Genomic DNA, 25,912 nt, shown 5'->3' with positions numbered 1-25,912 from the left:
CGTGCGGATTCCTGGTGCGGGTCCACCATACGGCGCGGGCCGGTCCGTAGCGCGGACGGGGCTGCGGCCGGCCCCGGGCCCGCGCGCCCCACGCGCCGGCGGGGCTGGGTTGCCCGGGGGTGCCCCTCACCGAACGGGGCTCCGCCCCGGACGCCGCGCCTCAAACGCCGGCGGGGCTGATTCGGCCCCGCGGCCGGTCCGGTCCCGCGGCCGGTCCGGTCCCGCGGCTACTTTTCCGTGACGCCTGCCGAGTCGAACGTGGCGACCTCGTGCATCGCGCGGGCTGCGCACTGGACCAGGGGGAGGGACAGGAGGGCGCCCGTGCCCTCGCCGAGGCGGAGGTCCAGGTCGACCAGGGGGCGCAGGCCGAGCTTGTTGAGGGCCGCCACGTGGCCCGGCTCCGCGCTGCGGTGGCCCGCGATGCAGGCCGACAGGGACTCGGGGGCGATGGCGCGGGCCACCAGGGCGGCGGCTCCGGCGCTGACGCCGTCCAGGATCACGGGGGTGCGCAGGGAGGCTCCGCCCAGGAGGAGGCCCACGATCGCCGCGTGCTCCAGGCCGCCGATCGCGGCGAGGACGCCGATCGGGTCGGCCGGGTCGGGCTGGTGGAGGTCCAGGGCGCGGCGGACGACCTCGACCTTACGGGCGTGCGTCTCGTCGTTGATGCCCGTGCCGCGGCCGGTGACCTCGGAGGGGTCGACCCCGGTGAAGACCGAGATGAGGGCCGCGGAGACCGTGGTGTTCGCGATGCCCATCTCGCCCGTGAGCAGGGCCTTGTTGCCCGCCGCCACCAGGTCGCGGGCCGTTTCGATGCCTACCTCGATGGCCGCGATCGCTTCCTCGCGGGTCATCGCGGGGCCGACGGAGAGGTCGGCGGTGCCCGGGCGGATCTTGCGGGGCAGCAGGCCGGGGGTGGCGGGCAGGTCGCCCGCGACGCCCACGTCGATCACGCAGACCTCGGCGCCCACCTGGTTGGCGAACGCGTTGCAGACCGCGCCGCCGCCCAGGAAGTTGGCGACCATCTGCGTGGTCACCTCCTGGGGCCAGGGGGTGACGCCCTGGGCGTGGACCCCGTGGTCGCCCGCGAAGATCGCGACCGCCGCGGGCTCCGGGATCGGCGGCGGGCAGACCCGGGAGAGGCCGCTGAGCTGGGCGGAGATGATTTCGAGCATGCCCAGGGCCCCGGCGGGCTTGGTCATGCGCTTCTGCCGCTCCCACGCCTCGCCGAGCGCCTTCGCGTCGAGCGGGCGGATGCTGGCGACCGTCTCCGAGAGCAGGTCGTGCGGCTCCTCGCCGGGCAGCGCGCGGCGGCCGTAGGTCTCCTCGTGGACCACCCAGGAGAGCGGGCGGCGCTGCGACCAGCCGGCCTGCGCCAGCTCGGGCTCCTCCGGGAACTCGTCCACGTATCCGACGCACAGGTACGCGACGACCTCCAGGTGCTCCGGCAGGCCGAGCTCGCGGACCATCTCGCGCTCGTCGAAGAAGCTTACCCAGCCGACGCCGAGGCCTTCGGCTCGGGCGGCGAGCCAGAGGTTCTCGACGGCGAGGGCCGAGGAGTACGGGGCCATCTGCGGCTGGGTGTGCCGGCCGAGGGTGTGGCGGCCGCCGCGGGTGGGGTCGGCGGTGACGACGATGTTCACCGGTGTGTCGAGGATGGCCTCGATCTTGAGTTCCTTGAACTGCTTCGCCCGGCCCTTGGGCAGCGACTTCGCGTAGGCCTCGCGCTGGCGCTGGGCGAGCTCGTGCATCGTCCGGCGGGTCTCGGCGGAGCGGATGACGACGAAGTCCCAGGGCTGGGAGTGGCCGACGCTGGGCGCGGTGTGGGCCGCCTCCAGGACGCGGAGCAGCACCTCGTGCGGGATCGGGTCGGTGCGGAAGCCCTTGCGGATGTCACGGCGCTCGCGCATGACGCGCAGGACGGCCTCGCGCTCGGCGTCGTCGTAGCCGGGGGCCGGCTCGCCCGCGGACTGCTCGGCCGGGACGACGGCCTCGGGCTCGGGCTCGGATGCGGGCTGCGCCTCGATCGGCTCCGGCTGGTCCGACTCGGCCGCGACGGGCTCGACCGGCTCGGGGGCCTCGACGGGGGCGACCGCGACGGGCTGCGGCTCGACCGGGGCGGGCGCGGCTTCGGCCGGCACCGGCTGGACCGGCTCGACCTGCTCGACCTGCTCGACCTGCTCGACCTGCTCGACCGCGACGGGCTCGGCAGCGGGCTCGGCGGGCTCTTCCGGCGCGATCGCCACGGGCTCCGCCAGGACCGGCTCGGCCACCACGGGCTCGACCGGCTCGGGGGCCTCGACGGGGGCGACCGCGACGGGCTGCAGCGGGGCGGCCACCGGCTCGACCAGAGCGGGCGCCACCTCGGCCGGCACCGGCTGGACCGGCTCGACCTGCTCGACCTGCTCGACCTGCTCGACCGCGACGGGCTCGGCAACGGGCTCAGCGGGCTCTTCCGGCGCGACCGCCACGGGCTCCGCCAGGACCGGCTCGGCCACCACGGGCTCGACCGGCTCGGGGGCCTCGACGGGGGCGACCGCGACGGGCTGCGGCTCGGCCGGAACGGTCTCGGGCTGCGGAGCCTGAGCCACCGTTTCTGCGGGCACCGGCAGCGGCTCCGGCTCCACGGCGGCGGCCTGTACGGGCTCGGGGGCCTGGGCGGCCTCCGTCACCGGCTCCGGCGCGGCGACCGGCTCCGGCATCCACGGGGCCCCGGCCTGCGGCGGGATCTCGGCCAGCTGCGGCACGGGGACCTGGGCGGCCTCCGCGCGCGGGATGTCGAGGTACTCGGGGCCCGTGGTCGGGGGCCCCGACAGGCGCACCGGGGCAGCAGCCGGAGTGCTCAGCGCGGCCACGACCGGGGCGGCCGGAGCGGGCGCCGCGGCCGGGCCGCGGTCGGCGAGGGAGCGTACGACTCCGCCGGTGGCGTCGGGCACGGGCGGACCCATGTGCAGCGGGCGGCGGGACGGGACGGCGGGGGCGACCGGTGCGGCGGGGGCCGCGGGCGGCGGGACGACGAGTCCGCCGAGGTCCAGCGCACCGGAATCGCGGCCGCCCGCCTCGTGCGCGCCCGCGCTGTAGGAGCCGTCGGGGAACGGAGGCTGGGCGAAGTCGGGGTAACCGGCGGGCTCGGTGTACGCCACCGGAGCCTCGGAGTACGCGGACTCGGTGTACAGCTGCGGCTCGGGGAACTGGGGGTCGACGGGGAAGGCGGGGGCCTGCGGGACGACCTGCGGGTCGCTCCACGCGCCCTGGCCGCTCGGCATCAGCAGGAGTTCCTCGTCCTCCGGCTCGGCCGGGTTGTCCATGAGGTTCTGGTAGGCGTACCCGGGAATCGGGGCCGGGATCTGGACCGGAGCGGGGATGCCCTGCTGATCCACCATGCCCGCGTTGTCCGGGAGACCCTCGCCCGGGACCTGGCCGGTGTCAGTCATGCTTACCCCTCGCCCATCGGTGTTGCCTCTTCGATCGCCCGGACGCCCACGAGGCCGCCGAGCGGAGTTGCCGTGCGGGGTTGCGGTGCGACGAGTTCGTCTCGCACGCGCCTGCACGACAACCAGTAAGCATTGTCGCGCCCGTTAGCCATCGTGTCGGCCAGAACCGCCACGGTCCTCTGTGGACTGCGCCACGTCGCGCGTCCGGGTGGTGTCGCGATGCCCGAATCGTCGGGGCAGTACGACGATCGGCCAGCCTACCCCGGCCCTCGTCTCAGCGGGTCACAGGGCGCTGCGCCGACAGCAGGAACACCACGGAACGGTCCTGTTCAGCCCAGGTGCGGGGGTCCAGGGCGACGGACTGGAGCAGGGCGCACTCGAGGGCGTACCCGTGTTCGGTGAGTACCCGCCCGATGGCCTCCGCGTCGTCGCGGGTGGAGGCGTGGCTGACGATCCGTTCGGGGCGGCGGTCGGCGACGGCCGCGACCACTTCGGCGCCGCCTCCGCCGACCCGGACGACGTCGGGTTCGGGCAGGTTCTCCAGGACGTGCGGGGCGCGGCCGGCGACGACCTGGAGCTGCACTCCGCGCTTGCGCGCGGCGGCAGTTACGCGTTCGCAGGCGTGCGGGTCGGCGTCCACCGCGATGACGGCGGCGCCGAGGACGGCGGCGTCGACGGCCACGCCGCCGGATCCGGCGCCGATGTCCCAGACGAGGTCGCCGGTGCGCGGGCCGAGCCGCGCGAGTTGTGCCGCGCGGAGCTGCGCCGACTCCCCTTCGCCGGCGTCGGGCCGGGGCCGCGCCCAGCCGCGCTCGCCCGACTGGGCGGCGCTCTGGCCGAGCAGCCAGCCGGTGTCGGCGGTCGGTGCCTGTCCCCCGCCGCCGATGACGATGACGACGTTGGGGTCGCGCCAGCTGTGGTCGGCGGCCTTGTCGGAGGTGAGGACGCTCACCTGCTCCCGGTCGGTGCCGAGTTCCTCGCAGACGACGAAGGTGCGGTGGACTCCGTCGAGGAGCAGGGCGAGTTCGGCGGGGCCGGCGCCGGGCGAGGTGAGGACGGCGACCTTGGCGTGGGCGCGGCAGACGTTGACGGCGCGGCGCAGGGTGCGGGGGTGGGCGACGACGACCTGGGCGTCGTCCCAGGGCATGCCGGCGCGGGCGAAGGCGGCGGCCACGGCGGAGACGGCCGGGACGACCTCGACCTCCAGGCCGTGCTCGGGGGCGCGCAGGGTGCGTACGACGCCGAAGAAGCCGGGGTCGCCGTCGGCGAAGACCACCGCGGTGCCGCGGTGGCCGGCGATGCGGCGGGCGGCGAGGCCGAGGCTGCCGAGGCGGATGCGTTCGGCGGTGGGCGGGACTTCGGGGAGCGCGAGGTGGTGGGCGGCGCCGGCCACCAGGGTGGCGGCCGAGAGCGCTGACCGGGCGGCCGCGGTCAGGGGCGAACCGTCCCAGCCGATCACCGTGACCCGGTCGGCCATCGTCGTCAGTCTCCTGGTGTGGGGGGCGAAGTCTCGTCGAGGGGGTCGGGCACGGTGAGACTACCTGGTCATCGGTTCAGCTCCAGTCGGCGCCGACGGCGTAGCCGTTCGCGTCGGCCCGCTGCCCGAAGGCGGAGCTGCCGGCGTAGCTGTCGTAGCCGTCGTACCCCTCGTAGCCGTCGCCGTCGTCGAGGTCCTCGGGGACGAGGCTCCAGACGATGAGGTCGGTGCGGGTGTCGGTCCAGCCGCCCTCGGCCGTCTGGGTGCGCACTATCCACGCGTTGCGCAGGACGCCTTCGCTGATGCAGCCGATCTTCTGGGCCACCTGCTGGGAGGCCGTGTTGTCGGCGGCGGTGCGCAGTTCGAGGCGCTCGAACCCCTGGTCGCGGAAGAGCCATTGGGCGACGGCCAGGACGGACTCGCTGGCGTAGCCCTCGCCGCGGGCCCAGGGGGCGGTGACGTAGCCGACCTCGGTGGAGCGGGTGCGCCAGTTGGTGTTCTGGAGGTGGACGATGCCGACGAGGCGCTGGGTAAGGAACTCGGTGACGGCGAGGACGATGCCGCGGCCCTCGGTGCGTTCGGTGTGGGAGTCCCGGGTGGCCCAGCCGTGCCCGTCCGCGTGGGTGTAGGGGTGCGGCACGGGGGTCCAGGCGATGACGTTCTCGTCGTTCATCATCTCGGTGAGCGCGGTGACGTCCTCTTCCTCGAAGGAGCGCAGCACCAGCCGGTCCGTGCTGATGGTGACGTCCGGGAAGGTGGTAGTCATTGCGCAGCTCCATGCCTGAGACCGTGGTGCGACCGTGTTGCGAGGCGACCGCGGTGCGGGACCGATCGTGCGGGACCGCTGGTGCGGGTCGTAGGCCACAGCATGCAGCATCGACCGGGGGATGTGCAGGGCCGGGTTGCCCGGAAGCGGGCAGAACTCGGCCCCGCGCGCCGACAGGGGCGTACGGGGCCGAGATGCATGACCGTGGAGACCCGACGGGTCGGGCCGTGGGGCTCCGGAGGCCGGGGTCAGGAGGCCGGGCTCCGGAAGCCGGGTCAGGAGGCCGGGGTGCCGAAGGCCGGGATGACCGAGCCCTGGTACTTCTCCTCGATGAACTTCTTGACCTCGTCGGAGTTCAGGAGCTTGGCGAGCTTCTGGACCCGCGGGTCGTTCTGGCTGCCGTCCTTGACCGCGAGGAAGTTGGCGTAGGGGTTGCCCTCGGCCTTCTCCAGGATCAGCGCGTCCTTGGCGGGCGACAGGTTGGCCTCGATCGCGTAGTTGCCGTTGATGATCGCGGCGTCCACGTCGTTCAGGGCGCGCGGGACCGTGGCGGCCTCCAGCTCCTTGAACTCCAGGCCCTTCTTGTCGGTGATGTCGGACAGCTTGGCGCTGGTGCCGACACCCTCCTTGAGGGTGATCAGGTTGTTCGCGGCGAGCAGCTGGAGCGCGCGGCCCTCGTTGGTGGTGTCGTTGGGGACGGCGATGGTCTGGCCGGCCTTGATGTCGCCTATGGCCTTGACCTTCTTGGAGTAGAGGCCGAGGGGCTCCAGGTGCACGTTCACGACGGGCACGACGTGCGTGTTGTTCTTCTTGTTGAAGTCGTCGAGGTACGGCTTGTGCTGGAAGTAGTTGCCGTCGACCTGGCCCTGCTCGGTGGCGGTGTTCGGCAGGACGTAGTCCGTGAACTCCTTGACGTCCAGCTTGAGGCCTTCCTTGGCCGCGAGCTTGTCCTTGACGAAGTTCAGGATGTCGGCGTGCGGGCTCGGGGAGGCCGCGATGACGAGCGGCTTGCTCTCGTCCGCCTTGCCGCCGTCCGTCTTGGCGGAGGACGGGTCCGAGGAGGTGCCGCAGGCGGTGAGGCCGAGGGTGAGCGCGGTGGCCGTGGCGGCGAGGACGGTGAGCTTGATGTTCTTACGCACGAAGAGTGCCTTTCTTGCTGAACAAGTACCGAAGACTTGCTGGTGGTGGCCCAAGCACGACAAGTGCGGGCTTTCTGGGAGAAAAGGTCTGGGGGAAGCCGGGTCGGCCGGTGGCCGGTGGCCGGTGGCCGGTGGCCGGTGGCCGGTGGCCGGTGGCCGGTACGGGCGACCGGTCAGGCGGTCCGGCCGCGGCGGGCGAGGATGCGGACCACGCCGTCGCCGATCAGCTGGATCACCGACACGAGGCCGATCAGGACCACGACGGTGGCGACCATGAAGCCGGTCTCGAAGCGCTGGAAGCCGTACGTGATGGCCTTGGAGCCGAGTCCTTCGCCGCCGACGGCGCCGGCCATGGCCGAGTAGCCGACGAGCGTGATGACGGTGGTGGTGACTCCGGCGACGAGCGAGGGCAGGGCCTGCGGGAGGAGCACCTTGCCGACGAGCGTGGGGACCCCGCCGCCCATGGACTCGACGGCCTCGATCAGGCCGTGGTCCACCTCGCGGACGGCGGTCTCGACCAGCCGGGCGAAGAAGGGGATGGCGCCGATGGCGAGCGGGACGATCATGGCGGTGGGGCCGATGAACGTGCCGACGATGGCCGTGGTGACCGGGATCAGGAAGATCAGCAGGATGATGAACGGCAGCGAGCGGCCTATGTTCACGATCACGCCGAGGACCTTGTTGAACGGCTGGTTCCGCAGCAGGCCGCCCTTGTCGGTGAGGACCAGCAGGATGCCGATGGGCAGTCCGCCGAGCACGGTCACCAGGGTCGACCACAGCACCATGTAGAGGGTGTCGTAGGTGCCCTGGGTGAGCAGGGGCTGCATCTCGGACCAGGTCACTTGGCACCATCCTTGACCAGTACGGCGAATTCGTTGTCGGCGTCGGCGGCACCCTCGACGATGTCGATCTGGAGGCCCTGCTCGCGCAGGAAGCCCACGGGCACGACGTTGTCCTCGTAGCGGCCGGGAAGTTCGATGCGCATGCGGCCGATCTGCCGGCCGGCGACGGTGTCCATCGCGGCGCCCAGGATCGAGATGTCGATGTTGTACGTGCGCGAGAGCTGCGAGATGACCGGCTGGACGGCGGCTTCGCCGTGGAAGGTGACGTCGACGACCGTGCGGTCGGGGCCGGTGGCGGCGCCGGTGACCGGGAAGAGCTCGCCGGCGAGTTCGGAGCCGGGGGTGGCGAGCAGCTCGGCGACGGTGCCGGACTCGATGATCCGGCCGTTCTTCATCAGGGCGGCCGAGTCGCAGACGGACTTGACCACGTCCATCTCGTGCGTGATGAGCAGCACGGTCAGGCCGAGCTGCTGGTTGAGGTCGCGCAGCAGCTTGAGGATGGAGCGCGTGGTCTCGGGGTCCAGGGCGCTGGTGGCCTCGTCGGAGAGCAGCACCTTGGGGTCGCCGGCCAGGGCGCGGGCGATGCCGACGCGCTGCTTCTGGCCGCCGGAGAGCTGGGTGGGGTAGGCCTTGGCCTTGTCGGCGAGGCCGACCAGGTCGAGGAGTTCGAGGGCCTTGCGGGAGCGCTCGCGGCCGGAGACGCCGAGGATCTCCAGGGGCAGCTCGATGTTGCCCTGAACGGTGCGCGAGGACAGCAGGTTGAAGTGCTGGAAGACCATGCCGATGCGGCTGCGGGCCTCGCGGAGCTCCTTGCCGGCGCGGCGGCCGCGGCCGGCGAGCGCGGTGAGGTCGACGCCGTCGACGCTCACGGTGCCGGTGGTGGGGCGCTCCAGCAGGTTCACGCAGCGGATCAGGGAGGATTTGCCGGCGCCGCTCTGGCCGATGACTCCGTAGACCTCGCCCTCGCGGACGTGGAGATCGACGCCGTCCAGGGCGGTGACCTCACGGCCACGGGACTGGTAGACCTTCATGAGGCCCGATGTGGTGATCAAGGGATTTCCGTCGCTGTCGAGTGCACGGCGCAGCGTGGTGCCGGGCACGGGGCAAACATCTGGGGACGCGATACGGGACGAACCGTCAGAAAACGATGGCTTCGACACATGCGCGGGGCAGCAGTGAGCCGTGCAGTTCATCAAGGGGTGACGCGCTGGCGCGGCTGGTCTCGCTTCGGGGCGCGAGACTCAGTAAGGGGCCCTCAGAAGGCGCACATTCGACACATACAACGAGCACCGGGCGTCATCGTCGCCTCGGTCGCAAGGGTGCGGTTGCTCGTCGTGGTCATGGGCCCAAGTAAACCAGACGTATCCCCTCACCGATCAAAACCGTCCGGATAGCGGACGCAATGCGACCACATACCGGACGGGACCACACACCGGCACCGTCCGCCCCGACCCCTGCTCCCCCGATGCCGACCTGCACCGACAGCGCCCGCACGGCCCGTTCGGCGCGGCGCGTCGGGAGGGCCTCGGCAGGGTCGTTGTGGTCAAGACCACGGTCGGCGCAGCGGGCGCCCGACCGGGGCCCGGGGGGCCGGTGAGAGGGGTGCGCGCATCGGGTCTTTCGGCCCGTAATACCCTCGCTGCATGCTCGACGCCCTGACGGTCGCCATCGGCGTGGCCGCACTCGCCCTCGCCGCCTGGTGCGGTTTCGCCGCATGGCGGGACCAGCCGACCAAGGACTGGCATTTCATCGGCATGGCCGTCGTGACCGTGCTGGTCCTGGCCCAGCTGGTGATCGGCCTGGTCAAGCTGGCCCAGGGCGAGAAGCCCGACGAGGGCACGGTCATCTTCGTGGCCTACCTGCTGGGCGCCTTCGCCGCGGTGCCGGCCGCCGGGATGCTCTCGCTGACCGAGCGGACCCGGTGGGGATCGGTGACGGTGGCCGCCGGCGCGGTCGTCCTCGCCGTCCTCGAAGTACGGCTCTACGACATCTGGGGAACCACCGGTGCCTGACGCTGACACGACGACAGCCGCTCCCGCCGGGCGCAAGCGGCTGGTCTCCGGCCCGGGGCTGCTGCTGGTGTGGCTGTACGGGGTGATGGTGGTGGGCGCGGTCTCGCGGTCGGCCTTCCAGATCTCCACCGAGTTCGGCCGGGCCCCGCTGGCGTACTCGCTGTCCGCCGTGGCCGCGCTGGCCTACGCGTTCATCACGTACTCGCTCGTGCGCGGCGGGGAGCGGGCCCGCAAGGCGGCGCTGGTCTGCTGCGCCGCCGAGCTGGCCGGCGTCCTGGCCGTGGGCGCCTGGACGCTGGTGAGCCCGGATTCCTTCCCCGACACGACCGTGTGGTCCCAGTTCGGGAGGGGCTACCTGTTCATCCCGGTGATCCTGCCGATCACCGGGATGCTCTGGCTGCGCAAGCGCTGAACCGTCCGGGCGCTGCTAGGCGCTGACCGTGAAGTCGGTCGGGTCCTTGGCTTCCTTCTCCAGGATCACCAGCTGGACACCGTCGGAGGCCGTGCGGCCGCCGACCTTGACGTAGCCGGCCTTGCGGTAGAGGCGCAGGTTGGACTCGCTCTTGTGCCCGGTGTGCAGGCGGAAGCGGGTGGTGGTGCCGGGGCTCGCCAGGGCCTCCTCCATCGCGCGCAGCAGGCGCGCGCCGAGCCCGTGGCCCTGCAGGCGCGGGTGGACGCAGAGCTTGGCGATCTTGCCGGTGCCGTCCTCGTCCACGCTGCCGCGCACGGTGCCGACGATCTCGTCGCCGAGCCGGGCCACGAGGACGGTGTCCGTCGCCAGCTCCCCCTTGAGGGAGTCCAGGGACTGGGTGAGCGGCTGGATGAGGTAGTTGCCGTACAGCTCGGCCTCGCGCTGGAAGGCCAGGTACTGCAGTTTGAAGATCTGCTCAGCGTCCTCGGCAGCCGCCGCCGAAATGGTCACGCTCATGCCCATGTGCGCATGCCTCCAGCTCACCTGGTAGCCCGTTGGTCTACCGCTCCTTTCCCCGCAGGCCAGGAGCCGCAACCTCTGCAGCCAGCATTCTGCGCAGACATCCCAGGCAACGGGAACGGACGGGCCCCAAACTTCCTTGTGAGATACCCAACTCTCCTGCGATTTCACGGTAGGTGAGGTCCCTGGGCGAAAGAAATGCCTTCATCAGCTCGGGGCAGCGTCCGGGCAACCGGGCGACCGCCGATCGGAGTGCGCGGTTCTCCTCCCCGTGCAGAAGGGCGTCTTCCGGTTCGGCGCCCGCGGCGGCGCCGGCCGGCGGGCCGCCGTCCGCGGAGTGGTGGCGGTGTCCGTCCGCGGAGGGACGACGGTGGTCGTACGGGATCTCCCGGCGGGCGCGGCGGCGGGCGAGCCGGGCCTCCGCCCGTACCGCCCGGCGCAGCCAGCGCGCCGGCTCCGCTGGCTCGGCCGGATCGGGTGCGCGCCGGCCGCTCTCCAGCAGCCTGACCCAGACGGCCTGTTCCAGGTCGGCCGCGTCCACTCCGGTGCCCGGGGCCTCCGCGGCCGCCTCGGCGGAGAGCAGCGGGCCGAGCGTGTCAAAGAGGTCAGCTTTCAGCAGGTCCATGCCGGGCGGGACGAGTGGGCCGTGCCCGCCGGTTTCCCCGGCGGGCACGGCCCACTCGTTCGGGAAGGCGGGCTCAGCGGTTGACGGGGCGCCGGCCGGGACGGAAGGCCTCCGCCGCGTACAGCCCGGTGTCCGGGTTGTCGGTGAAGATTCCGTCGATGCCCTGTTCGAAGTAGGTCCGGAAGGCGCCCAAGGCGTCGCCGTACGCGGCCGGATCCGTGCCCCTGCGGTACTCGGCGGGCAGGAAGCTGTTCTCGTTGCGCGCGGTATAGGGGTGCACCAGCAGTCCGCGGGCGTGCGCGTCCTTCACCAGGGTGGTCGGTGCGCCCAGTCGGCCGGCGGCGTCGCGCGGGAGGATCAGGTCCATGGTCGGGCCGATGCCCTGGGCGAAGCCGGCGATCCACTTGAGGCCCTCGGGCTTGACCAGGTCCGCGACCGTGCGCGGGTCCTTGGCCACTTCGAAGTCCCAGGGGCGGGTGCCGGCCCCGGAGAGCAGCACCACGCGGGGTGCGGAGACCAGCCGGGACAGGCGCTGGATGCTGGAGGGTTCGAAGGACTGGAGGAAGACGGCCGCGTTCCGGCCGTCGCGCCGGTATCGCCGCAGCAGCTTGGCGAGGGGCTCCTCCAGGCCGAGGCCGAGGCCGCGGAAGTAGCTGGGGTGCTTGGTCTCGACGTGCAGCCAGACCTTCCGGCCGCGCCGCTTGCCCTCGCGGTCGGCCCAGCGCAGCACCTCTTCGAAGGTGGGGACGGCCCACTGGCCGTCGTAGAGCGTGTTGCGCTGGCGGACGGCGGGGATGCGTTCCTTCGCGCGCAGGGTCTTCAGCTCGGCGAGGGTGAAGTCCTCCGTGAACCAGCCGGTGACGGAGACCCCGTCGACGGACTTGGTGGTGCGCCGGGAGGCGAAGGCGGGGTGGTCGGCGACGTCGGTGGTCCCGCCGATCTCGTTCTCGTGACGGCACACCAGGTGGCCGTCCCGGGTCGGGACCAGGTCCTGCTCGACGACGTCGGCGCCCAGGTCGAGGGCGAGCTGGTAGGAGCCGAGCGTGTGCTCCGGCCGGTAGCCGCTGGCTCCGCGATGGCCGATGACCGTCGGGTGGGGGAGGTCCCGGTGGCCTCCGTCGCCGTACCCGCCGCTCGCCTCGGAGCCGGATCCGGACGCGAATCCGGACGCCGATCCGGCCGCGGATGCGGACCCGGCCGCCAGTCCGGTCATTCCGGTCCCCGCCGCCAGGACGGCCGCCCCCAGGACCGTGCGCCGCGCTGCCCCACCCTGTGTCATGAGTGCCACTCCTCGTCGTGAAAGGGGCCTGCGGTCCCGGGATCTCTGACGTCTCCGGCATCTCGCGGCCCGCGATCGGCGTGCCGATGGTAGGCAAGCGGGGGTGGCCGCGGGGGGTGCGACGGCGGCACATCCGGGGAACTTGGCGCAAACGAGTGTCAACACTGCGTATCCGACACGTGAACCCGATGTGCGCTCGGAGCTGACCCGCGAGTATCGTCCTCACCTGCGCTACCGCCGTGTGGTGGGAGCGCGAATCGCTTTTCGATGCCGGAGGGCCCACGTTGTTCCGTACCTCGCTCATCAAAGCCACTGTCGGACCGGTCATGCGCATGATGTTCCGCACCCGTGTGGAGGGCATCGAGAACATCCCCGGGTCCGGACCGGTGATTCTGGCGGGCAACCATCTCACCTTCATCGACTCCATGATCCTTCCGCTGGTGTGCGACCGCACGGTCCACTTCATCGGCAAGGACGAGTACGTGACGGGCAAGGGGATCAAGGGCCGGCTCATGGCCTGGTTCTTCACCGGCTCCGGCATGATCCCCGTCGACCGTGACGGGGCCAACGGCGGCGTCGCGGCCCTGATGACCGGCCGCCGGATCCTCGAAGAGGGCAAGATCTTCGGCATCTACCCCGAGGGCACCCGCTCCCCCGACGGCCGGCTCTACCGCGGCCGCACCGGCATCGCCCGCCTGACCCTGATGACCGGCGCCCCCGTGGTGCCGTTCGCGATGATCGGCACGGACAAGCTCCAGCCCGGCGGCGCCGGCATGCCGCGTCCGGGCCGGGTCACCGTGCGCTTCGGCGAGCCGATGGAGTTCTCCCGCTACGAGGGCATGGACCGCGACCGGTACGTCCTGCGCGCCGTCACCGACTCGGTGATGGCCGAGGTCATGCGGCTCTCGGGCCAGGAGTACGTCGACATGTACGCGACCAAGGCGAAGGCCGCGTAGCTCCGGCTCCGGCTCCGGCTCCGGAGCCCGCGCCCCGCGCCCGTCGTCCTCACTGCCGCTGGAGTGACCGGCTGACGCCCGCCGCCGTGGTGGTGGCGAGGATCCAGCCGGTCACGATCAGCAGGTACGACAGCCATTGGTGCCAGCCGGTCGGCGCGAAGGCCTGTTCCTGGCCGAAACTGATGATCGGCACCATCAGGTCGAGCGTATAGAACACCGGGTTGAAGTCCGGTGCCTCCCCCGCCTTCAGCGGCCGCGGCCGCTCGATCCAGTAGGCGATCGTCCCGGTCAGCAGCAGCGCCAGGAGCCAGCCCGCCGCGCGCAGCGGCCGGAACCCGTAGCCGACGGTGACGTCCTGGAGCAGCCCCCACACGCGGGCGTGCCGGGGCAGGGTGCGGCGGTGCCTGCGCAGCTTGGCGAGTTGGACGGTCCGGGCGGCCGCCTCGTCGCCCGCCGTACGGTAGGCCGCCGCGAGCTGTTCGTAGGCGTACGGGAGGTAGCCCGACTCCTCGCGCTCCAGGGCGGGCAGCCGCTCCTCGGCGGGCAGGTGCGGGGCGAGGGTGCGGTAGGTCAGGCCGTCGATGCGGATCTGCTCGGGCCAGGTCTCGGGCGGTATGTGCAGCATGTCGAACTGCGAGCGGCGCAGGTTGACCATGCCCTGGATCCGGTCGCAGCCCCGCAGCCACACCTCGCCGACGGCGCAGCTGGAGGCGCGCAGGGCGGTGTCGCCGGGGTTGGCGAAGACCGCGCGGGCGAGGTTGAGCTGGCCGGGTATCCGGGCCCCGGTGAGATTGACCATGCCGCGGGCCTCCAGGCGGTGGGCCCGCAGGTCCGTGCCGACGGCCAGGGTCTCGGCGTGCAGGGCGATGCCGCCGGGGTGGAGCAGGCGGGCGTTGTCGAGGCTGATCTGGCCGCCGACGACGGCGCCGTTGAGGCGCAGCTGGCCGTGGACGGTCAGGTCGTTGGCGATGATGTCCGTGCCGATCTCCACGTGGTTGAGCTGGAGCGGGGGTTCGTCCGCCTCCTCGCCCGTCGTGGGACCGACCACCGCGCCCTGCAGGAAGAGGCCGCCGGATATCTTGGCGCCCTGCAGCCGGACCGGTCCGGTGATGCGGCAGCAGGAGAGCCGCAGGACCACGTCGACCCGCACGGTGGCCGCGGTGAGGCCGGGCAGGGTGGAGTAGCCGAGGACGAGGGCCTTCAGCTGGGCCCCGTACAGCAGGGGCTTGCGCTCGAACCAGCAGTCGCGCAGCCGGATGGGGTGGTCGACGACCGCGTAGCGGAGGTCGAGCTTGCCGACGATCCTGGCGCCCTTGATCTTGAGGCCGGCGACCCGGCCCTCCTCCGCGCGGCCCGCGCCCAGCAGCAGGGCCCGCAGCACCTCGGCCCGGACGGTGCGCTCCGGCCCCCAGCCGGCTCCGTCCACGGAGCTGTCGTCGGGGTGTTCGCGGAAGTCGACGCCGTCACCGCGCGGGAAGGCCTCCCACACGCGGCGCTCGGCCGGGGTCAGATCGTTGATCTCCATCGCCGGGATGGTGTCCCGCGGTTCGACGGACTGTCAACTCCGTCCGGGACACCACCTCTTGGCCGAAGACGGCGGGGCGTCAGTGTTCGATGCCGTCCTGGAGCCTCTGGCCCTTGAGCAGGAACCAGGCGGCCGCGGCGGTGGCCAGCAGTACGGCCGCGCCGACGCCGGAGGCGAGCCGCAGTCCGTCCACGAAGGCCTCCTGGGCGGCGCCCACCATCTGCCCGGCCGTGTGCGGGTCCAGCGCCTTGGCGGCCTCGACGGCCCCGCCGAGGGATTCGTGCGCGGCGTCGGCGACCGGGCCCGCGACGGAGGCCGGGGCGGTGAAGCCCTGGTAGACGCCGGTGACGATGGAGCCGAGCAGGGCGATGCCGAGGGCGGCGCCGAGTTCGTACGCCGTCTCGGAGACGGCGGAGGCCGAACCGGCCTGCTCCTTGGGCACGCTGGAGAGGATCACGTCGGCGGTGACGGTGAAGGAGAAGCCGGCGCCGAGGCCGACGAAGAGCAGGGCCGCGCCGAGCAGCGGGTAGCCGCTCTCCTTGTGGACCACGGTCAGGACGGCGAGGGCCAGGCCGATGGCGGCGAGGCCGCCGGCCACGACGGTCCGTACCGAGTACCGGCGGGCGTACCGGCCCGCGACCAGACCGGTGGCCACCGCGCCGATGGCGGCGGGCAGTTCGGCCAGGCCCGCCTCCAGGGGGTCGCGGCCCTGGACGAGCTGCAGGAACTGGGAGAGGAAGAAGACCAGTCCGGAGAGGCCGAAGACGGTGAGCAGGTCGGCGAGGACCGCGCCGGAGAAGCCGCGGTGCTTGAAGAGCCGCATGTCGAGCAGCGGGGACGGCAGGGTGAACTGGCGGCGGACGAAGGCGTACAGCGCGCCCGCGCCGAGCAGCGCGGAAAGTGCGACTTCCCAGGTCAGGCCGTGGGTGGCGGCTTCCTTGACGGCGTACACCACGCCGATCACGCCGACGAGGGAGAGACCGACGCTGACCAGGTCCCAGGGGCCGGCGACCGGGTTCTTGGACTCGGGCAGCAGCTTGATGCCGACGAGGACCAGTGCGATCATCACGGGGAGGTTGATCAGGAAGACCGAGCCCCACCAGAAGTGCTGGAGCAGGGCTCCTCCGACGACCGGTCCGACGGCCGCGCCGGCCGAGGCGGTGGCGCCCCAGATGCCGATGGCGAGGCTGCGCTCCTTGGGGTCGTGGAAGATGTTGCGGATCAGCGCGAGGGTGGACGGCATCAGGGTCGCGCCGGCCACGCCGAGCAGGGCCCGGGCGACGATCATCATCTCGGGGCTGGTCGCGTAGGCGTTGAGGACCGAGACGGCGCCGAAGGCGGTGGCGCCGATGAGGAGCAGCTTCTTGCGGCCTATTCGGTCGCCGAGCGAGCCCATCGACACCAGCAGTCCGGCGATGACGAAGGAGTAGATGTCGCCGATCCACAGCAGCTGGGTGCCGGAGGGCTTGAGGTCCTCGCTGAGTGAGGGCGTGGCGAGGCCGAGGACCGTGGCGTCGACCGCGACCAGCAGCACGGCCAGGACGAGCACGGAGAGCGCGAGCCAGCGCCCCCTGCTCTTGCCCTCCACTCCCGTCTGACGGCTCAGCTGTTCGGTACGGCTCATTTCTCCACACTCCGTCGGGCGCCACCGAGCAGCAGCTCGATGATCATGTACTGAAAGTCCTTGGCGGCGACCCGGCCGTCCATGACGGCCCAGGCGCAGCTGCCGATGAGGCCGTAGAGGGCCTCGGTGAGCCATGCGGGGCTCAGGTCGATCCGGATGTCGCCCTCTTCCTGGCCGCGCCGGAACAGGGCGGTGACGCGGGCGTCGAGCCGGGCCCAGCCCTCGTTGACCTCGTCACCTTCGAACAGCTGGTTCTCGGTGACGAGGAAGGCGAGCAGGCCGGCGTTGGACTCGGCCTCGGCGACCAGGCGCCTGAGCGCCTCCACCGCCGTGCCCTCGTCGAGGCGGGCGTTGTCGAAGGCCACCTCGAACTCCCGGATGCCGAGCTCTTCGAGGGCCCGTACGAGGGCGTCGCGCCCGGCGAAGTGACGGTGGAGGGTCGCGCGGCCGATTCCGGCGGCTCGGGCGACCTCGTCCATCGTGGCGGTCGATTTGCGGGAGAGCAGGGCCGCCGCGTCGCGGAGCACCTGGTCACGATCCATGGCCATGAGACAAGCATACCCCAAATGAGACATCAGCGTCTCACTCTTTTCATAAATGAGCTGCCCTAGGGGCGGCCGGAACGGAATCATGCCGAGATGAAGCCCCTGCTGCTGATCGACGTCGACGGACCCCTGAACCCCTACGCGGCCAAGGCCCAGCGCCGCCCCGGGGGCTACTCCACCCACCGGATGCGCCCGAGGGGCTGGACCGAGGCCGAGAGCGCGAAGCCCCTGCGGGTCTGGCTGAACCACGGCCACGGCGCGGAGCTGCTCGCGCTGGCGGACGCGTACGAGCTGGTCTGGGCCACCACGTGGAAGGACGAGGCGAACGACTGGATAGCGCCGCACCTGGGGCTGCCCCGGCTCCCGTTCATCGACTGGCCGGTGATGCACGGCCGGGCGCCGCGGGGCACCTTCTGGAAGACCCAGTACATCCTGGAGTACGCGGGCGAGCGGCCCTTCGCGTGGATCGACGACGACATCACGGCCATGGACCGCGAGTACGTCGACCAGTACCACCCGGCGCAGACGCTGCTGCTGCGCATCGACGAGCAGATCGGCCTGACCCGCACCGACTTCGACGCACTGGCGGACTGGGCCGCGTGAGGCGGAGCGGCGAACGGGCACCGCGGGCCAGGGTTTTGATCATGCTCCAGCCGCGACTTAGCATGCGCATGCCCCCCGACCGTACCGACGAAAGCGACCCATGCGCCTTCAGCGGATCCTTGCCACGACCGCCGCCCTCGCTTGTCTCACCCCACTCGCCGCGTGCAAGGGGGACGGACAGCCGGACGCACCGGCTGCAGCGTCGTCCACGGCCGCCGCCACCGACACGGGCCCGCTCGCCGAGGCACAGCGGTACCTGCGGCAGTTCGCCAACTGCGACGACCTGAGCGACAAGCCCGGCGACCCCCGGATGCCCGCGGGTGACTTCCCCAAGGCCGGGCAGTGGTCGGTGAAGGAACTGGGCGTCTGCAGCGACAAGGTCCGGCAGGGCGAGATCGTCATCGCCGTTCCCGCGGACATGAAGCAGTTCCAGGAGGGCTACAAGAAGTACGTGCTGGACAGGATGGACGGCGGTGACGGCGCGTACGGGCTGGAGAGCCGGGTCCTGATCGGCAAGGGCTTCGTCGCGTTCCCGACGAGCACCAAGACGGCGCTCGCGCTGGTCCGCTCCGACCTGCGGGTCCTGACGTGCAACCCGGGCGCTCCCGTCCCCAAGGGCTACAAGCGGGAGAAGCCGCTGGTCGAACACTGCAACCTCAGCGACTTCGTCGGCTCCGAGGACGGATCGGGCAGCCCGAACCTCGAGACCCCGCAGGATCCTGCGGGCGGGGGCGAGAAGCTGGGCCAGCCGAAGACGGGCAGCCTCGGGCTCCCGCGCGCCGGCAGCATCGCCGAGCTGCGGGGGCTCGTGGGCAACAGCCTCGATTGCAAGAAGAACTTCTCGACCGACCCCGACGCCGTCGCGATCCAGTCGATCGACTACGCGCCGGTGGTGGAGGGCAACGCCCTGGACTGGGGCGTGACGGGCCGCGCCCTGTGCGGGGAGCCCGCCGGGGCGCAGCGCGCCCGCAACCTGAGCTGGCTCGACACCGTCGGGGACATGAAGCAGCTCCAGACCAAGGCGAAGGCCGCCCAGTTGGCCGACTTCAAGGACGACGGCAAGCTGAAGCAGACCGCGAGCCGGCTGCTCGTCGGGGAGAACATCGCCGTCGAGACCAACAGCCCCTCGTCCCGTCACGGCCTCTACCAGCTGCAGTTCCTGTACCTGAACTGCATTCCCGGCTTCTCCGCCCCGTCGGGGTACCGGCTGGAGAAGTCCAAGGTCGAGGGCTGCGTCCTGACCAACTACGAGCCGGACCACCCGCTCGACTGAGCCGGAGGCGGACGCGCCGGAGGGGCGGCCGGAGCACAAGGCTCCGACCGCCCCTCCGGGCATCCCGCCGCGTGCGGACGTACAGGCCCGGGCCGGGAATCCGGCGGGCGTGCGGGCCGCAGGGCGGCGGGCGGCGTGGGCGCCGGGGCGGCTACTGCTTGTGCTCCGCCCAGGCGTGCTGGATGACCAGGTCGGCCTTCAGCTCGGTGAGCTGGATCGCGACGGCCGACGGGGCGGTGCCGCCGCGGCCGTTGCGGGAGGCCAGGGCGCCCTTGACGTTGAGGACGGTCCGGACCTCGGGGGTCAGGTGCTCCGAGATCTTCACGAACTGCTCGTCGGTCAGCTGGTCGAGCTCGATGCCCTCGCCCTCGCAGACCTTGACGCACTCGCCGGCCACCTCGTGCGCCACCCGGAACGGCACACCCTGCTTGACCAGCCACTCCGCGATGTCGGTCGCGAGCGAGAAGCCCGCCGGGGCCAGCTCCTCCATCCGCTCGCTGTTGACCGTGAGGGTGGCCATCATGCCGGTGAAGGCCGGCAGCAGGACTTCGAGGGTGTCGCAGGAGTCGAAGACCGGCTCCTTGTCCTCCTGCAGGTCCCGGTTGTACGCCAGCGGCAGCGCCTTGAGGGTCGCGAGCAGGCCGGTCAGGTTGCCGATGAGGCGGCCCGACTTGCCGCGCGCCAGCTCCGCGATGTCCGGGTTCTTCTTCTGCGGCATGATCGACGACCCGGTCGAGAAGGCGTCGTGCAGCGTCACGAAGGAGAACTCCTTCGTGTTCCAGATGATGATCTCCTCCGCGATCCGGGACAGGTTGATCCCGATCATCGCGGTGATGAAGGCGAACTCGGCGACGAAGTCGCGCGAGGCCGTGCCGTCGATCGAGTTGCCGACCGAGCCCCGCTCGAAGCCCAGGTCGGCGGCGACCGCCTCCGGGTCCAGGCCCAGCGAGGAGCCGGCGAGGGCGCCCGAGCCGTACGGGGAGACCGCGGTCCGGGTGTCCCACTGCCGCAGCCGCTCCGCGTCCCGGGACAGGGACTGCACGTGGGCCAGTACGTGGTGGGCGAAGAGCACCGGCTGCGCGTGCTGGAGGTGGGTGCGCCCCGGCATCGCCACGTCCGCGTGCGTCTCGGCGAGGCCGACCAGCGCGTCCTGGAGGTCCGCGATCAGCCCGCCGATGATCCGGCCGTGGTCGCGCAGGTACATCCGGAAGAGGGTGGCCACCTGGTCGTTGCGGGACCGCCCAGCCCGCAGCTTTCCGCCGAGGTCGGCGCCGAGGCGCTCCAGCAGGCCGCGCTCCAGCGCGGTGTGCACGTCCTCGTCGGCGATGGTGCCGGTGAAGGAGCCGCTCGTCACGTCGGCTTCGAGCTGGTCGAGGCCGGCGATCATGCGGTCGAGTTCGTCGGCCGTGAGCAGGCCCGCCTTGTGGAGCACGCGTGCGTGGGCGCGGGAGCCCGCGATGTCGTACGGGGCGAGGCGCCAGTCGAAGTGGACCGACGCGGACAGCTTCGCGAGGGCCTCGGCGGGGCCGTCGGCGAAGCGGCCGCCCCAGAGCCGGACGTCACCGTTGTTGCTGCTCACAGCTACTGCTCCTCAAGACTGCATGGCGTTGACTGCCTGACGGGCGTCGGGCCCGTCGAGGCTTCGGATGTGCAACCGCCTCCCCGCCGCGGAGGTAACGGGGAGGCGGTCCGTACGGCGGTGCGGATCAGGCGAGGTCGCGGCGGGCCGCGATCTTCGAGGAGAGACCGAAGATCTCGATGAAGCCCTGGGCCTTGGACTGGTCGAAGGTGTCGCCCGAGTCGTAGGTCGCGAGGTTGAAGTCGTACAGCGACTCGTCCGACTTCCGGCCCGTGACGACGGCGCGGCCGCCGTGCAGGGTCATCCGGATGTCCCCGGTGACGTGCTGGTTGGCCTCGTTGATGAAACCGTCCAGCGCCCGCTTGAGCGGGGAGAACCACAGGCCGTCGTAGACCAGCTCGCCCCAGCGCTGCTCGACCTGCCGCTTGTAGCGGGCCAGCTCGCGCTCGACGGTGACGTTCTCCAGCTCCTGGTGGGCCGTGATCAGCGCGATGGCGCCCGGGGCCTCGTACACCTCGCGGGACTTGATGCCCACGAGCCGGTCCTCGACGATGTCGATCCGGCCGATGCCCTGGGCTCCGGCGCGCTCGTTGAGCTGCTGGACGGCCTGGATCACGGTGACGGGCCTGCCGTCGATCGCGACCGGCACGCCGGCCCGGAAGGAGATGACGACCTCGTCGGCCTCGCGCGGGAGGGCCGGGTCGGAGGTGTACTCGTAGATGTCCTCGATCGGCGCGTTCCAGATGTCCTCCAGGAAGCCCGTCTCGACGGCGCGCCCGAAGACGTTCTGGTCGATGGAGTACGGGGACTTCTTGGTGGTGGCGATCGGGAGGTCGGCCTTCTCGGCGAAGGCGATGGCCTTGTCGCGGGTCATCGCGTAGTCGCGGACCGGGGCGATGCACGTGAGGTCGGGCCCGAGGGCGGCGATGCCGGCTTCGAAGCGGACCTGGTCGTTGCCCTTGCCGGTGCAGCCGTGGGCGACGGTCGAGGCGCCGTGCTTGCGGGCGGCGGCGACGAGGTGCTTGACGATCGCCGGCCGGGAGAGGGCCGAGACCAGCGGGTAGCGGTCCATGTAGAGGGCGTTGGCCTTGATCGCCGGGAGGCAGTACTCCTCGGCGAACTCGTCCTTGGCGTCCGCGACCTCGGCCTCGACCGCGCCGCAGGCCAGGGCCCGCTTGCGGATGACGTCGAGGTCCTCACCGCCCTGGCCGACGTCCACGGCAACGGCGATGACCTCGGCACCCGTCTCCTCGGCGATCCAGCCGATGGCGACTGAGGTGTCCAGTCCGCCCGAATAGGCGAGTACGACGCGCTCGGTCACGGGTTCCTCCTTACGGTGCATCCACACAGTGCATCCAACGACAGGCATAACTATGCACTGCTCCGTATGTTTCGTCAATCGATGCCTCTCGGCACGCCTGTGACCAGGCTGGATATTCCGCGCCCGACCCCCTGGCCGCCGCCTACGATCGGGCCCGGAACATCGACGGGAGAGGGGTGGCACGGCCGATGGACGGCGCGGGACGCAGCGGGGACGCCGCAAGGGGGCGCGCCCTGGCGCAGGAGCTGGTGGACGGCCGCGCGGCCGGGGGGCCGCCGCCCGGGTCCGGACCGGAGGTCTGGCTCGCCTTCGACCAGCACGTCCGCCACACGGTCGGCTACGGGCCGCCCCCGCTCGCGGCGACCGTGGAGCTGCGGCTCTGCCACGCGCGGGGGTGGACGCGCCAGGCGGCGCTCGACGATCCGCAGGCCCCGCCGGAGCTGGTCGCGATCCGCACCGCCGACACGGTGGCGCCTGTGCGCGACCGGGCCCGCGCGGCCCTGGAGCGGGCCCTGTCCGCCCACCCGGAGGACACCCTGCTCGCCCTGACCCCGCTCGCGCTGCGGCTCGGCCGGCGTGAACACGGCGGGTGGATCCTGGACCGGTTCGAGGGCGCGCTGCGCGGGCGGGCCGCGGCGCACGCCCCCTGGTGGCACCTGCGCCGGCCCCGCGCGGCTCCGGCCGGCGCGGCCGACGTCCTCTCCGCGCTCCTGGCCGGCCCCGACCCGCAGACCCGGCGGTTCGCCACCCGGCTTGCCCTCACCGGCCCGGGTCCGGTCGACCCCCTGGAGTGCGCCCGGCGGGCCGCCGCCGAGCTCGACCCGGTGACGGCCGGGCTCTGGACCGACGCCGCCCTGGCCGCCCTGGCCGCCCTGGCCGCACCGCCGGCACCGGCCGCACCGGGAGCCGACGGGCCGGGCGGCGGACAGGCCTACGCCGTGACCGACGCCGTCACCGACGCCCTGACCGGCAGCCGGCTTCCGGCCGTCCGCGCCGCCGGGGTCACCGCCCTGCGCCGGGCCGGCCGGGCCGCCGAGGGCACACGGCACCTCGCCGACGGCTCCAAACTCGTCCGCGCGTGCGCCCGGTGGCTGGTCGGCCAGGACGGCGGCGACCCTCGCGAGCAGTACCGCTGGCTGATCGCCGACCCCGCCGGGCCGTCCCCGTACGCGGTGACCGGACTCGCCGAATGCGGCGGCCGCGAGGACACGGCCCTGCTGCGGGAGCTGCTGGCACACCCCGTCGGCCGGGTCCGGGCCGCCGCGCTGGCCGGGCTGCGCCGCCGGGACGCCGCGGTCGAGGACTCCGTCCTGCTCGCCCTGCTGGACGACCCGGCGGCGTCCGTGGCCCGCGAGGCCGCCCTGAGCCTGCTGCCCGCGGCCGCCCGACTGGACCCCGCGCACCTCGCCGAGCGAGCGGCCCTGCGCGGGCCCCTGCACACCCGGCGGGCCGCCTTCCGCCTGCTGCGCGCGCAGGGCGGGATCCACGCGCTGCGGGCGAGCGTCGCGCTGATCGACGACTGGGACCCGAAGACACGCACGACGGCCCGGGCGACGGTGCGCGGCTGGGACTGGCTCCTGACCCGCTTCACCCGGCAGGCGGACACGGCGGAACTGGCCGCGCTCCTCAAGCGCTCCGCGAAGCTCTTCGACGACCACGAACTGGCCCTGCGGCGGGCCCGGCTGGGTCTCACCCACTGAAAGTCGTCCGCCCACCCCGACCATCTGCGCCGATAATCGAATCATGGGAAAACTTCACGAACGCATAGACGGCCGGCTGCGCAAGTTCATCGAGGAGCAGCCGGTCTTCTTCACGGCGACCGCCCCGCTCGCGGGTGACGGTCACGTCAACCTGTCCCCCAAGGGCCGCGCCGGGACCCTCGTCGTCATCGACGAGGAGCGGCTCGCCTACCTGGACTTCGGCGGCAGCGGCGCCGAGACCATCGCCCACGTCCGCGAGAACGGCCGGATCACCCTCATGTGGTGCGCGTTCAGCGGGCCGCCGAACATCGTGCGCATCCACGGCGACGGCGAGGCGGTCTTCCGCGACGACCCGCGCTGGGCCGAGCTGATCGCCCTCTTCGGCGAGGCCGACGGACCCGCCGCGCGGGCGATCATCCTCGTCCACGCCCGCCGGATCGCCGACGTGTGCGGGTACGCCGTCCCGCTCATGGAGTACCAGGGCGAGCGCACCCTCCACGCGGAGTACTTCGGCCGCAAGACGGACGAGGAGTTCGCCGCGTACTGCGAGAAGAAGGATTTCATCGGGACGAGCGTCGACGGCCTGCCTGCGCTGCCTCTGCCCCTTCCGGCCCGTACCGTCTGACATGTGCTGCGTACCGCTCTCGTCACCGGCTCACTGATCGTCACCGCCCTGCTCCCACAGGGCCCCGCGCCGCTGCCCGCCCGTCTCGCCGACACCGGCGGCGGCAGTCAGCTGATCACCGCCGTCGCGCCCGCGCCCGGCTCCACGACCGGCCGGGTGACCTGGTGGGACCGGTGGGCGGGCGGCTGGCACGAGGCCGGCAGCGCGCCCGCCCGTTTCGGTGCGAACGGCCTCACCGACGGCGCGACCCGGGAGCAGGGCACCAGCACCACGCCGACGGGCCTGTACGAACTCCCGTACGCCTTCGGGATCCGGCGGGCGCCGGCCGGGACGGAGTACGGCTACCGCCGGGTGACGGGCGACTCCTGGTGGTGCCAGGACAACGCGTCCGCCGATTACAACCGCTGGGTGGAGCCGCTGCCCGCGGACTGCGCGCCGGGCGAGGCCGAGCACCTGGTGACGTACGAGAAGCAGTACGCGCACGCGCTGCTCATCGCCTTCAACTACGACCGGCCCGTACGCGGCCGGGGCGCCGGGATCTTCCTGCACGTCAACGGCAAGGGGGCGACGGCCGGTTGCGTGTCGGTGCCCGAGCGTGCCATGCGGGCGATCCTGCGCTGGGCGGACCCGCGCCGGCGCCCGCACATCGCGATCGGCACGCAGGAGGGTCCGCTCGCCGTCACCCGCTACTAGGAGGGGTGGCCTCGGGCTCGTCCTCGTCGGTGGCCCGGTACTCGTACGCGTCCTCCCACCAGACCTTGTCGTCCAGCCATTCGTCGTCCTCGTCGGCCTCGTCGCCGGCCTCCTCGTGGACGACCGTGTCGGCGCCGCGCCACGTGTGGCGGTCGCCGATGCTCCGCAGCACCAGCATGCGCTGCTCCTCGTCCAGCGCCACGAAGGCCGGGTGCGGCTCGGAGCGCACCAGGTCGCCCAGCGGGTCGCCGCGCTCCGTGCGCTCCCGGACCACCCTGCCGGCCTTCTCGGCCGGCGGCAGCGCCGACAGACCGAGGGCGGCCACCACGGCGCAGGCCCATTCCCGCAGACCGTGCGGGCGACCGGTCACCAGCAGCGCGCTCGCCAGGACCCAGAAGAACATCACCAGGACGATGCCCACACAACTGCAGCAGGCCGGCAACTGGTTCCCCGTGCCGTGGGGCATCCGCGGGAGCTCGGGCAGCAGAGCGTCCCGTTCGCTCCGGTACGCGCCGCGCCGCTCCAGGTACCCGTCGTCGCACCAGCCGATCCAGCCGATCGAAACGGGCTCGGGATCGTGCCGGCGTACGGCCTCCAGCAGGGCGGCGGGCATCGGGTGGGCGGGGGCCCGGGCGGGGTCGCGGCCCTGCTCGGTCAGGAACGCGGCACCCTCTTCGTCGATCCGGAGGTACCCGCCGAGGACGAGTTCGGCGGCGGCCGCCTCGGTCGCCTCTTGCCGCAACAGGGCCATGTGGTACGGCTCCAGCTCGACGGCGGCGACGAGCCGGAGCGTCCGGGCTGCGGACCCGCGCACGGCGCCACCACAGCAGGGCGATGGGCCCGTAGACGGCGGCGGTCACGGCGGACACCAGTACGGCGAGGGCGAGTTGGCGCACGCCTCGAGGCTATGTCGGCGAACGCCGCTGCGGCACCGGGATTTCCGGCGCCCCGGGCCTCCCCGCGGGC

23 protein-coding genes are annotated in these 25,912 nt (G+C 72.3%); 8 read left to right on the top strand and 15 right to left on the bottom strand.

Annotation, left to right across the window (positions count from 1 at the left end):
- Positions 1-227: 227 nt before the first annotated feature.
- The 6 genes from cobT to OG534_RS29725 form a co-directional block, all read right to left on the bottom strand.
- Positions 228-3,431, bottom strand: coding sequence for a nicotinate-nucleotide--dimethylbenzimidazole phosphoribosyltransferase (cobT, locus tag OG534_RS29750; RefSeq protein ID WP_326592111.1), 3,204 nt, complete (start codon positions 3,429-3,431; stop codon positions 228-230).
- A gap of 274 nt (positions 3,432-3,705) precedes the next feature.
- Positions 3,706-4,908 (bottom strand): precorrin-6y C5,15-methyltransferase (decarboxylating) subunit CbiE, encoded by a 1,203-nt coding sequence (gene cbiE, locus OG534_RS29745; protein WP_326592109.1) that lies wholly within the window; start codon positions 4,906-4,908, stop codon positions 3,706-3,708.
- Between the two features lie 76 nt (positions 4,909-4,984).
- Positions 4,985-5,674 carry a GNAT family N-acetyltransferase gene (locus OG534_RS29740; RefSeq protein WP_326592108.1) on the bottom strand — a complete coding sequence of 230 codons (690 nt, stop codon included), beginning with the start codon at positions 5,672-5,674 and terminating at the stop codon, positions 4,985-4,987.
- Positions 5,675-5,949: 275 nt separating this feature from the next.
- Positions 5,950-6,813, bottom strand: a complete 864-nt coding sequence (locus OG534_RS29735; protein ID WP_326592107.1) for a MetQ/NlpA family ABC transporter substrate-binding protein — start codon at positions 6,811-6,813, stop codon at positions 5,950-5,952.
- A 173-nt stretch (positions 6,814-6,986) separates the two neighbouring features.
- Entirely contained in the window at positions 6,987-7,655 is a 669-nt protein-coding gene (locus tag OG534_RS29730) for a methionine ABC transporter permease (protein ID WP_326592105.1), read from the bottom strand.
- The gene (locus OG534_RS29725) at positions 7,652-8,707 is read right to left on the bottom strand and encodes a methionine ABC transporter ATP-binding protein (protein WP_326593940.1); all 1,056 of its coding nucleotides are present in this window, start codon (positions 8,705-8,707) and stop codon (positions 7,652-7,654) included. The genes OG534_RS29730 and OG534_RS29725 overlap by 4 nt, the downstream gene beginning before the upstream one ends.
- A gap of 591 nt (positions 8,708-9,298) precedes the next feature.
- On the opposite strand from OG534_RS29725, the gene OG534_RS29720 reads away from it, so the two are divergent.
- Both OG534_RS29720 and OG534_RS29715 read left to right on the top strand, forming a co-directional pair.
- The gene (locus OG534_RS29720; protein WP_326592103.1) at positions 9,299-9,667 is read left to right on the top strand and encodes a hypothetical protein; all 369 of its coding nucleotides are present in this window, start codon (positions 9,299-9,301) and stop codon (positions 9,665-9,667) included.
- On the top strand, positions 9,660-10,079 hold the full coding sequence (locus OG534_RS29715; RefSeq protein WP_326592102.1) for a hypothetical protein: 420 nt from the start codon (positions 9,660-9,662) through the stop codon (positions 10,077-10,079). The genes OG534_RS29720 and OG534_RS29715 overlap by 8 nt, the downstream gene beginning before the upstream one ends.
- A 15-nt stretch (positions 10,080-10,094) precedes the next feature.
- Here OG534_RS29715 and OG534_RS29710 read toward each other — a convergent pair whose 3' ends face one another.
- The 3 genes from OG534_RS29710 to OG534_RS29700 all read right to left on the bottom strand — a co-directional run bounded on the left by OG534_RS29710 (position 10,095) and on the right by OG534_RS29700 (position 12,502).
- The gene (locus OG534_RS29710) at positions 10,095-10,601 is read right to left on the bottom strand and encodes a GNAT family N-acetyltransferase (RefSeq protein ID WP_326592101.1); all 507 of its coding nucleotides are present in this window, start codon (positions 10,599-10,601) and stop codon (positions 10,095-10,097) included.
- 37 nt (positions 10,602-10,638) lie between these two features.
- A complete protein-coding gene (locus tag OG534_RS29705) occupies positions 10,639-11,223 on the bottom strand; it encodes a sigma-70 family RNA polymerase sigma factor (protein ID WP_326593939.1) in 585 nt (194 codons plus the stop codon).
- Positions 11,224-11,296: 73 nt separating this feature from the next.
- Positions 11,297-12,502, bottom strand: coding sequence for a glycerophosphodiester phosphodiesterase (locus OG534_RS29700; RefSeq protein ID WP_326592100.1), 1,206 nt, complete (start codon positions 12,500-12,502; stop codon positions 11,297-11,299).
- Positions 12,503-12,828: 326 nt separating this feature from the next.
- Between OG534_RS29700 and OG534_RS29695 the strand changes: the two genes are divergently transcribed.
- Positions 12,829-13,458, top strand: coding sequence for a lysophospholipid acyltransferase family protein (locus tag OG534_RS29695; RefSeq protein WP_326592099.1), 630 nt, complete (start codon positions 12,829-12,831; stop codon positions 13,456-13,458).
- 49 nt (positions 13,459-13,507) lie between these two features.
- On the opposite strand, the gene OG534_RS29690 is transcribed toward OG534_RS29695, so the two are convergent.
- The 3 genes from OG534_RS29690 to OG534_RS29680 all read right to left on the bottom strand — a co-directional run bounded on the left by OG534_RS29690 (position 13,508) and on the right by OG534_RS29680 (position 17,155).
- Positions 13,508-14,983, bottom strand: a complete 1,476-nt coding sequence (locus tag OG534_RS29690; protein WP_326592098.1) for a membrane-associated oxidoreductase — start codon at positions 14,981-14,983, stop codon at positions 13,508-13,510.
- 79 nt (positions 14,984-15,062) lie between these two features.
- Positions 15,063-16,607, bottom strand: coding sequence for an MFS transporter (locus OG534_RS29685; RefSeq protein ID WP_326592096.1), 1,545 nt, complete (start codon positions 16,605-16,607; stop codon positions 15,063-15,065).
- Complete coding sequence (locus tag OG534_RS29680) at positions 16,604-17,155, bottom strand: TetR/AcrR family transcriptional regulator (RefSeq protein WP_326592095.1); 552 nt, start codon at positions 17,153-17,155, stop codon at positions 16,604-16,606. Before OG534_RS29680 ends, OG534_RS29685 begins: the two co-directional genes overlap by 4 nt.
- Before the next feature lie 90 nt (positions 17,156-17,245).
- On the opposite strand from OG534_RS29680, the gene OG534_RS29675 reads away from it, so the two are divergent.
- Together OG534_RS29675 and OG534_RS29670 are read left to right on the top strand one after the other, a co-directional pair.
- On the top strand, positions 17,246-17,755 hold the full coding sequence (locus OG534_RS29675; protein WP_326592093.1) for an HAD domain-containing protein: 510 nt from the start codon (positions 17,246-17,248) through the stop codon (positions 17,753-17,755).
- Between the two features lie 100 nt (positions 17,756-17,855).
- Entirely contained in the window at positions 17,856-19,028 is a 1,173-nt protein-coding gene (locus tag OG534_RS29670; RefSeq protein ID WP_326592092.1) for a hypothetical protein, read from the top strand.
- A gap of 151 nt (positions 19,029-19,179) precedes the next feature.
- Here OG534_RS29670 and argH read toward each other — a convergent pair whose 3' ends face one another.
- Both argH and OG534_RS29660 read right to left on the bottom strand, forming a co-directional pair.
- Complete coding sequence (gene argH, locus OG534_RS29665) at positions 19,180-20,607, bottom strand: argininosuccinate lyase (RefSeq protein WP_326592090.1); 1,428 nt, start codon at positions 20,605-20,607, stop codon at positions 19,180-19,182.
- A 127-nt stretch (positions 20,608-20,734) separates the two neighbouring features.
- Positions 20,735-21,928: an argininosuccinate synthase gene (locus OG534_RS29660; protein ID WP_326592088.1), complete on the bottom strand. Its 1,194-nt coding sequence runs from the start codon at positions 21,926-21,928 to the stop codon at positions 20,735-20,737.
- Positions 21,929-22,116: 188 nt separating this feature from the next.
- On the opposite strand from OG534_RS29660, the gene OG534_RS29655 reads away from it, so the two are divergent.
- Genes OG534_RS29655 through OG534_RS29645 form a run of 3 tightly spaced genes read left to right on the top strand, consistent with a single transcriptional unit; the run spans position 22,117 to position 24,946 of the window.
- Positions 22,117-23,628: a hypothetical protein gene (locus tag OG534_RS29655; protein ID WP_326592086.1), complete on the top strand. Its 1,512-nt coding sequence runs from the start codon at positions 22,117-22,119 to the stop codon at positions 23,626-23,628.
- A 43-nt stretch (positions 23,629-23,671) separates the two neighbouring features.
- Complete coding sequence (locus OG534_RS29650) at positions 23,672-24,253, top strand: pyridoxamine 5'-phosphate oxidase family protein (RefSeq protein WP_326592084.1); 582 nt, start codon at positions 23,672-23,674, stop codon at positions 24,251-24,253.
- Positions 24,254-24,259: 6 nt separating this feature from the next.
- Positions 24,260-24,946 carry a L,D-transpeptidase gene (locus OG534_RS29645; RefSeq protein WP_374778224.1) on the top strand — a complete coding sequence of 229 codons (687 nt, stop codon included), beginning with the start codon at positions 24,260-24,262 and terminating at the stop codon, positions 24,944-24,946.
- Here OG534_RS29645 and OG534_RS29640 read toward each other — a convergent pair.
- On the bottom strand, positions 24,933-25,760 hold the full coding sequence (locus OG534_RS29640; protein WP_326592082.1) for a hypothetical protein: 828 nt from the start codon (positions 25,758-25,760) through the stop codon (positions 24,933-24,935). The two genes, OG534_RS29645 and OG534_RS29640, sit on opposite strands and share 14 nt — an antisense overlap.
- Between the last annotated feature and the right edge of the window lie 152 nt (positions 25,761-25,912).

This window comes from Streptomyces sp. NBC_01294, from assembly GCF_035917235.1.
Taxonomy (GTDB): Bacteria; Actinomycetota; Actinomycetes; order Streptomycetales; family Streptomycetaceae; genus Streptomyces; species Streptomyces caledonius.
This window is presented reverse-complemented; position numbering and strand designations above follow the sequence as displayed.

Bases quoted from the DNA above. Each gene is read 5' to 3' on its own strand.
- cobT (WP_326592111.1), bottom strand. From the start codon at position 3,431: ATGACTGACACCGGCCAGGTCCCGGGCGAGGGTCTCCCGGACAACGCG.
- cbiE (WP_326592109.1), bottom strand. From the start codon at position 4,908: ATGGCCGACCGGGTCACGGTGATCGGCTGGGACGGTTCGCCCCTGACC.
- OG534_RS29740 (WP_326592108.1), bottom strand. From the start codon at position 5,674: ATGACTACCACCTTCCCGGACGTCACCATCAGCACGGACCGGCTGGTG.
- OG534_RS29720 (WP_326592103.1), top strand. From the start codon at position 9,299: ATGCTCGACGCCCTGACGGTCGCCATCGGCGTGGCCGCACTCGCCCTC.
- OG534_RS29710 (WP_326592101.1), bottom strand. From the start codon at position 10,601: ATGGGCATGAGCGTGACCATTTCGGCGGCGGCTGCCGAGGACGCTGAG.
- OG534_RS29705 (WP_326593939.1), bottom strand. From the start codon at position 11,223: ATGGACCTGCTGAAAGCTGACCTCTTTGACACGCTCGGCCCGCTGCTC.
- OG534_RS29700 (WP_326592100.1), bottom strand. From the start codon at position 12,502: ATGACACAGGGTGGGGCAGCGCGGCGCACGGTCCTGGGGGCGGCCGTC.
- OG534_RS29695 (WP_326592099.1), top strand. From the start codon at position 12,829: ATGCGCATGATGTTCCGCACCCGTGTGGAGGGCATCGAGAACATCCCC.
- OG534_RS29690 (WP_326592098.1), bottom strand. From the start codon at position 14,983: ATGGAGATCAACGATCTGACCCCGGCCGAGCGCCGCGTGTGGGAGGCC.
- OG534_RS29685 (WP_326592096.1), bottom strand. From the start codon at position 16,607: ATGAGCCGTACCGAACAGCTGAGCCGTCAGACGGGAGTGGAGGGCAAG.
- OG534_RS29680 (WP_326592095.1), bottom strand. From the start codon at position 17,155: ATGGCCATGGATCGTGACCAGGTGCTCCGCGACGCGGCGGCCCTGCTC.
- OG534_RS29675 (WP_326592093.1), top strand. From the start codon at position 17,246: ATGAAGCCCCTGCTGCTGATCGACGTCGACGGACCCCTGAACCCCTAC.
- OG534_RS29670 (WP_326592092.1), top strand. From the start codon at position 17,856: ATGCGCCTTCAGCGGATCCTTGCCACGACCGCCGCCCTCGCTTGTCTC.
- OG534_RS29655 (WP_326592086.1), top strand. From the start codon at position 22,117: ATGGACGGCGCGGGACGCAGCGGGGACGCCGCAAGGGGGCGCGCCCTG.
- OG534_RS29650 (WP_326592084.1), top strand. From the start codon at position 23,672: ATGGGAAAACTTCACGAACGCATAGACGGCCGGCTGCGCAAGTTCATC.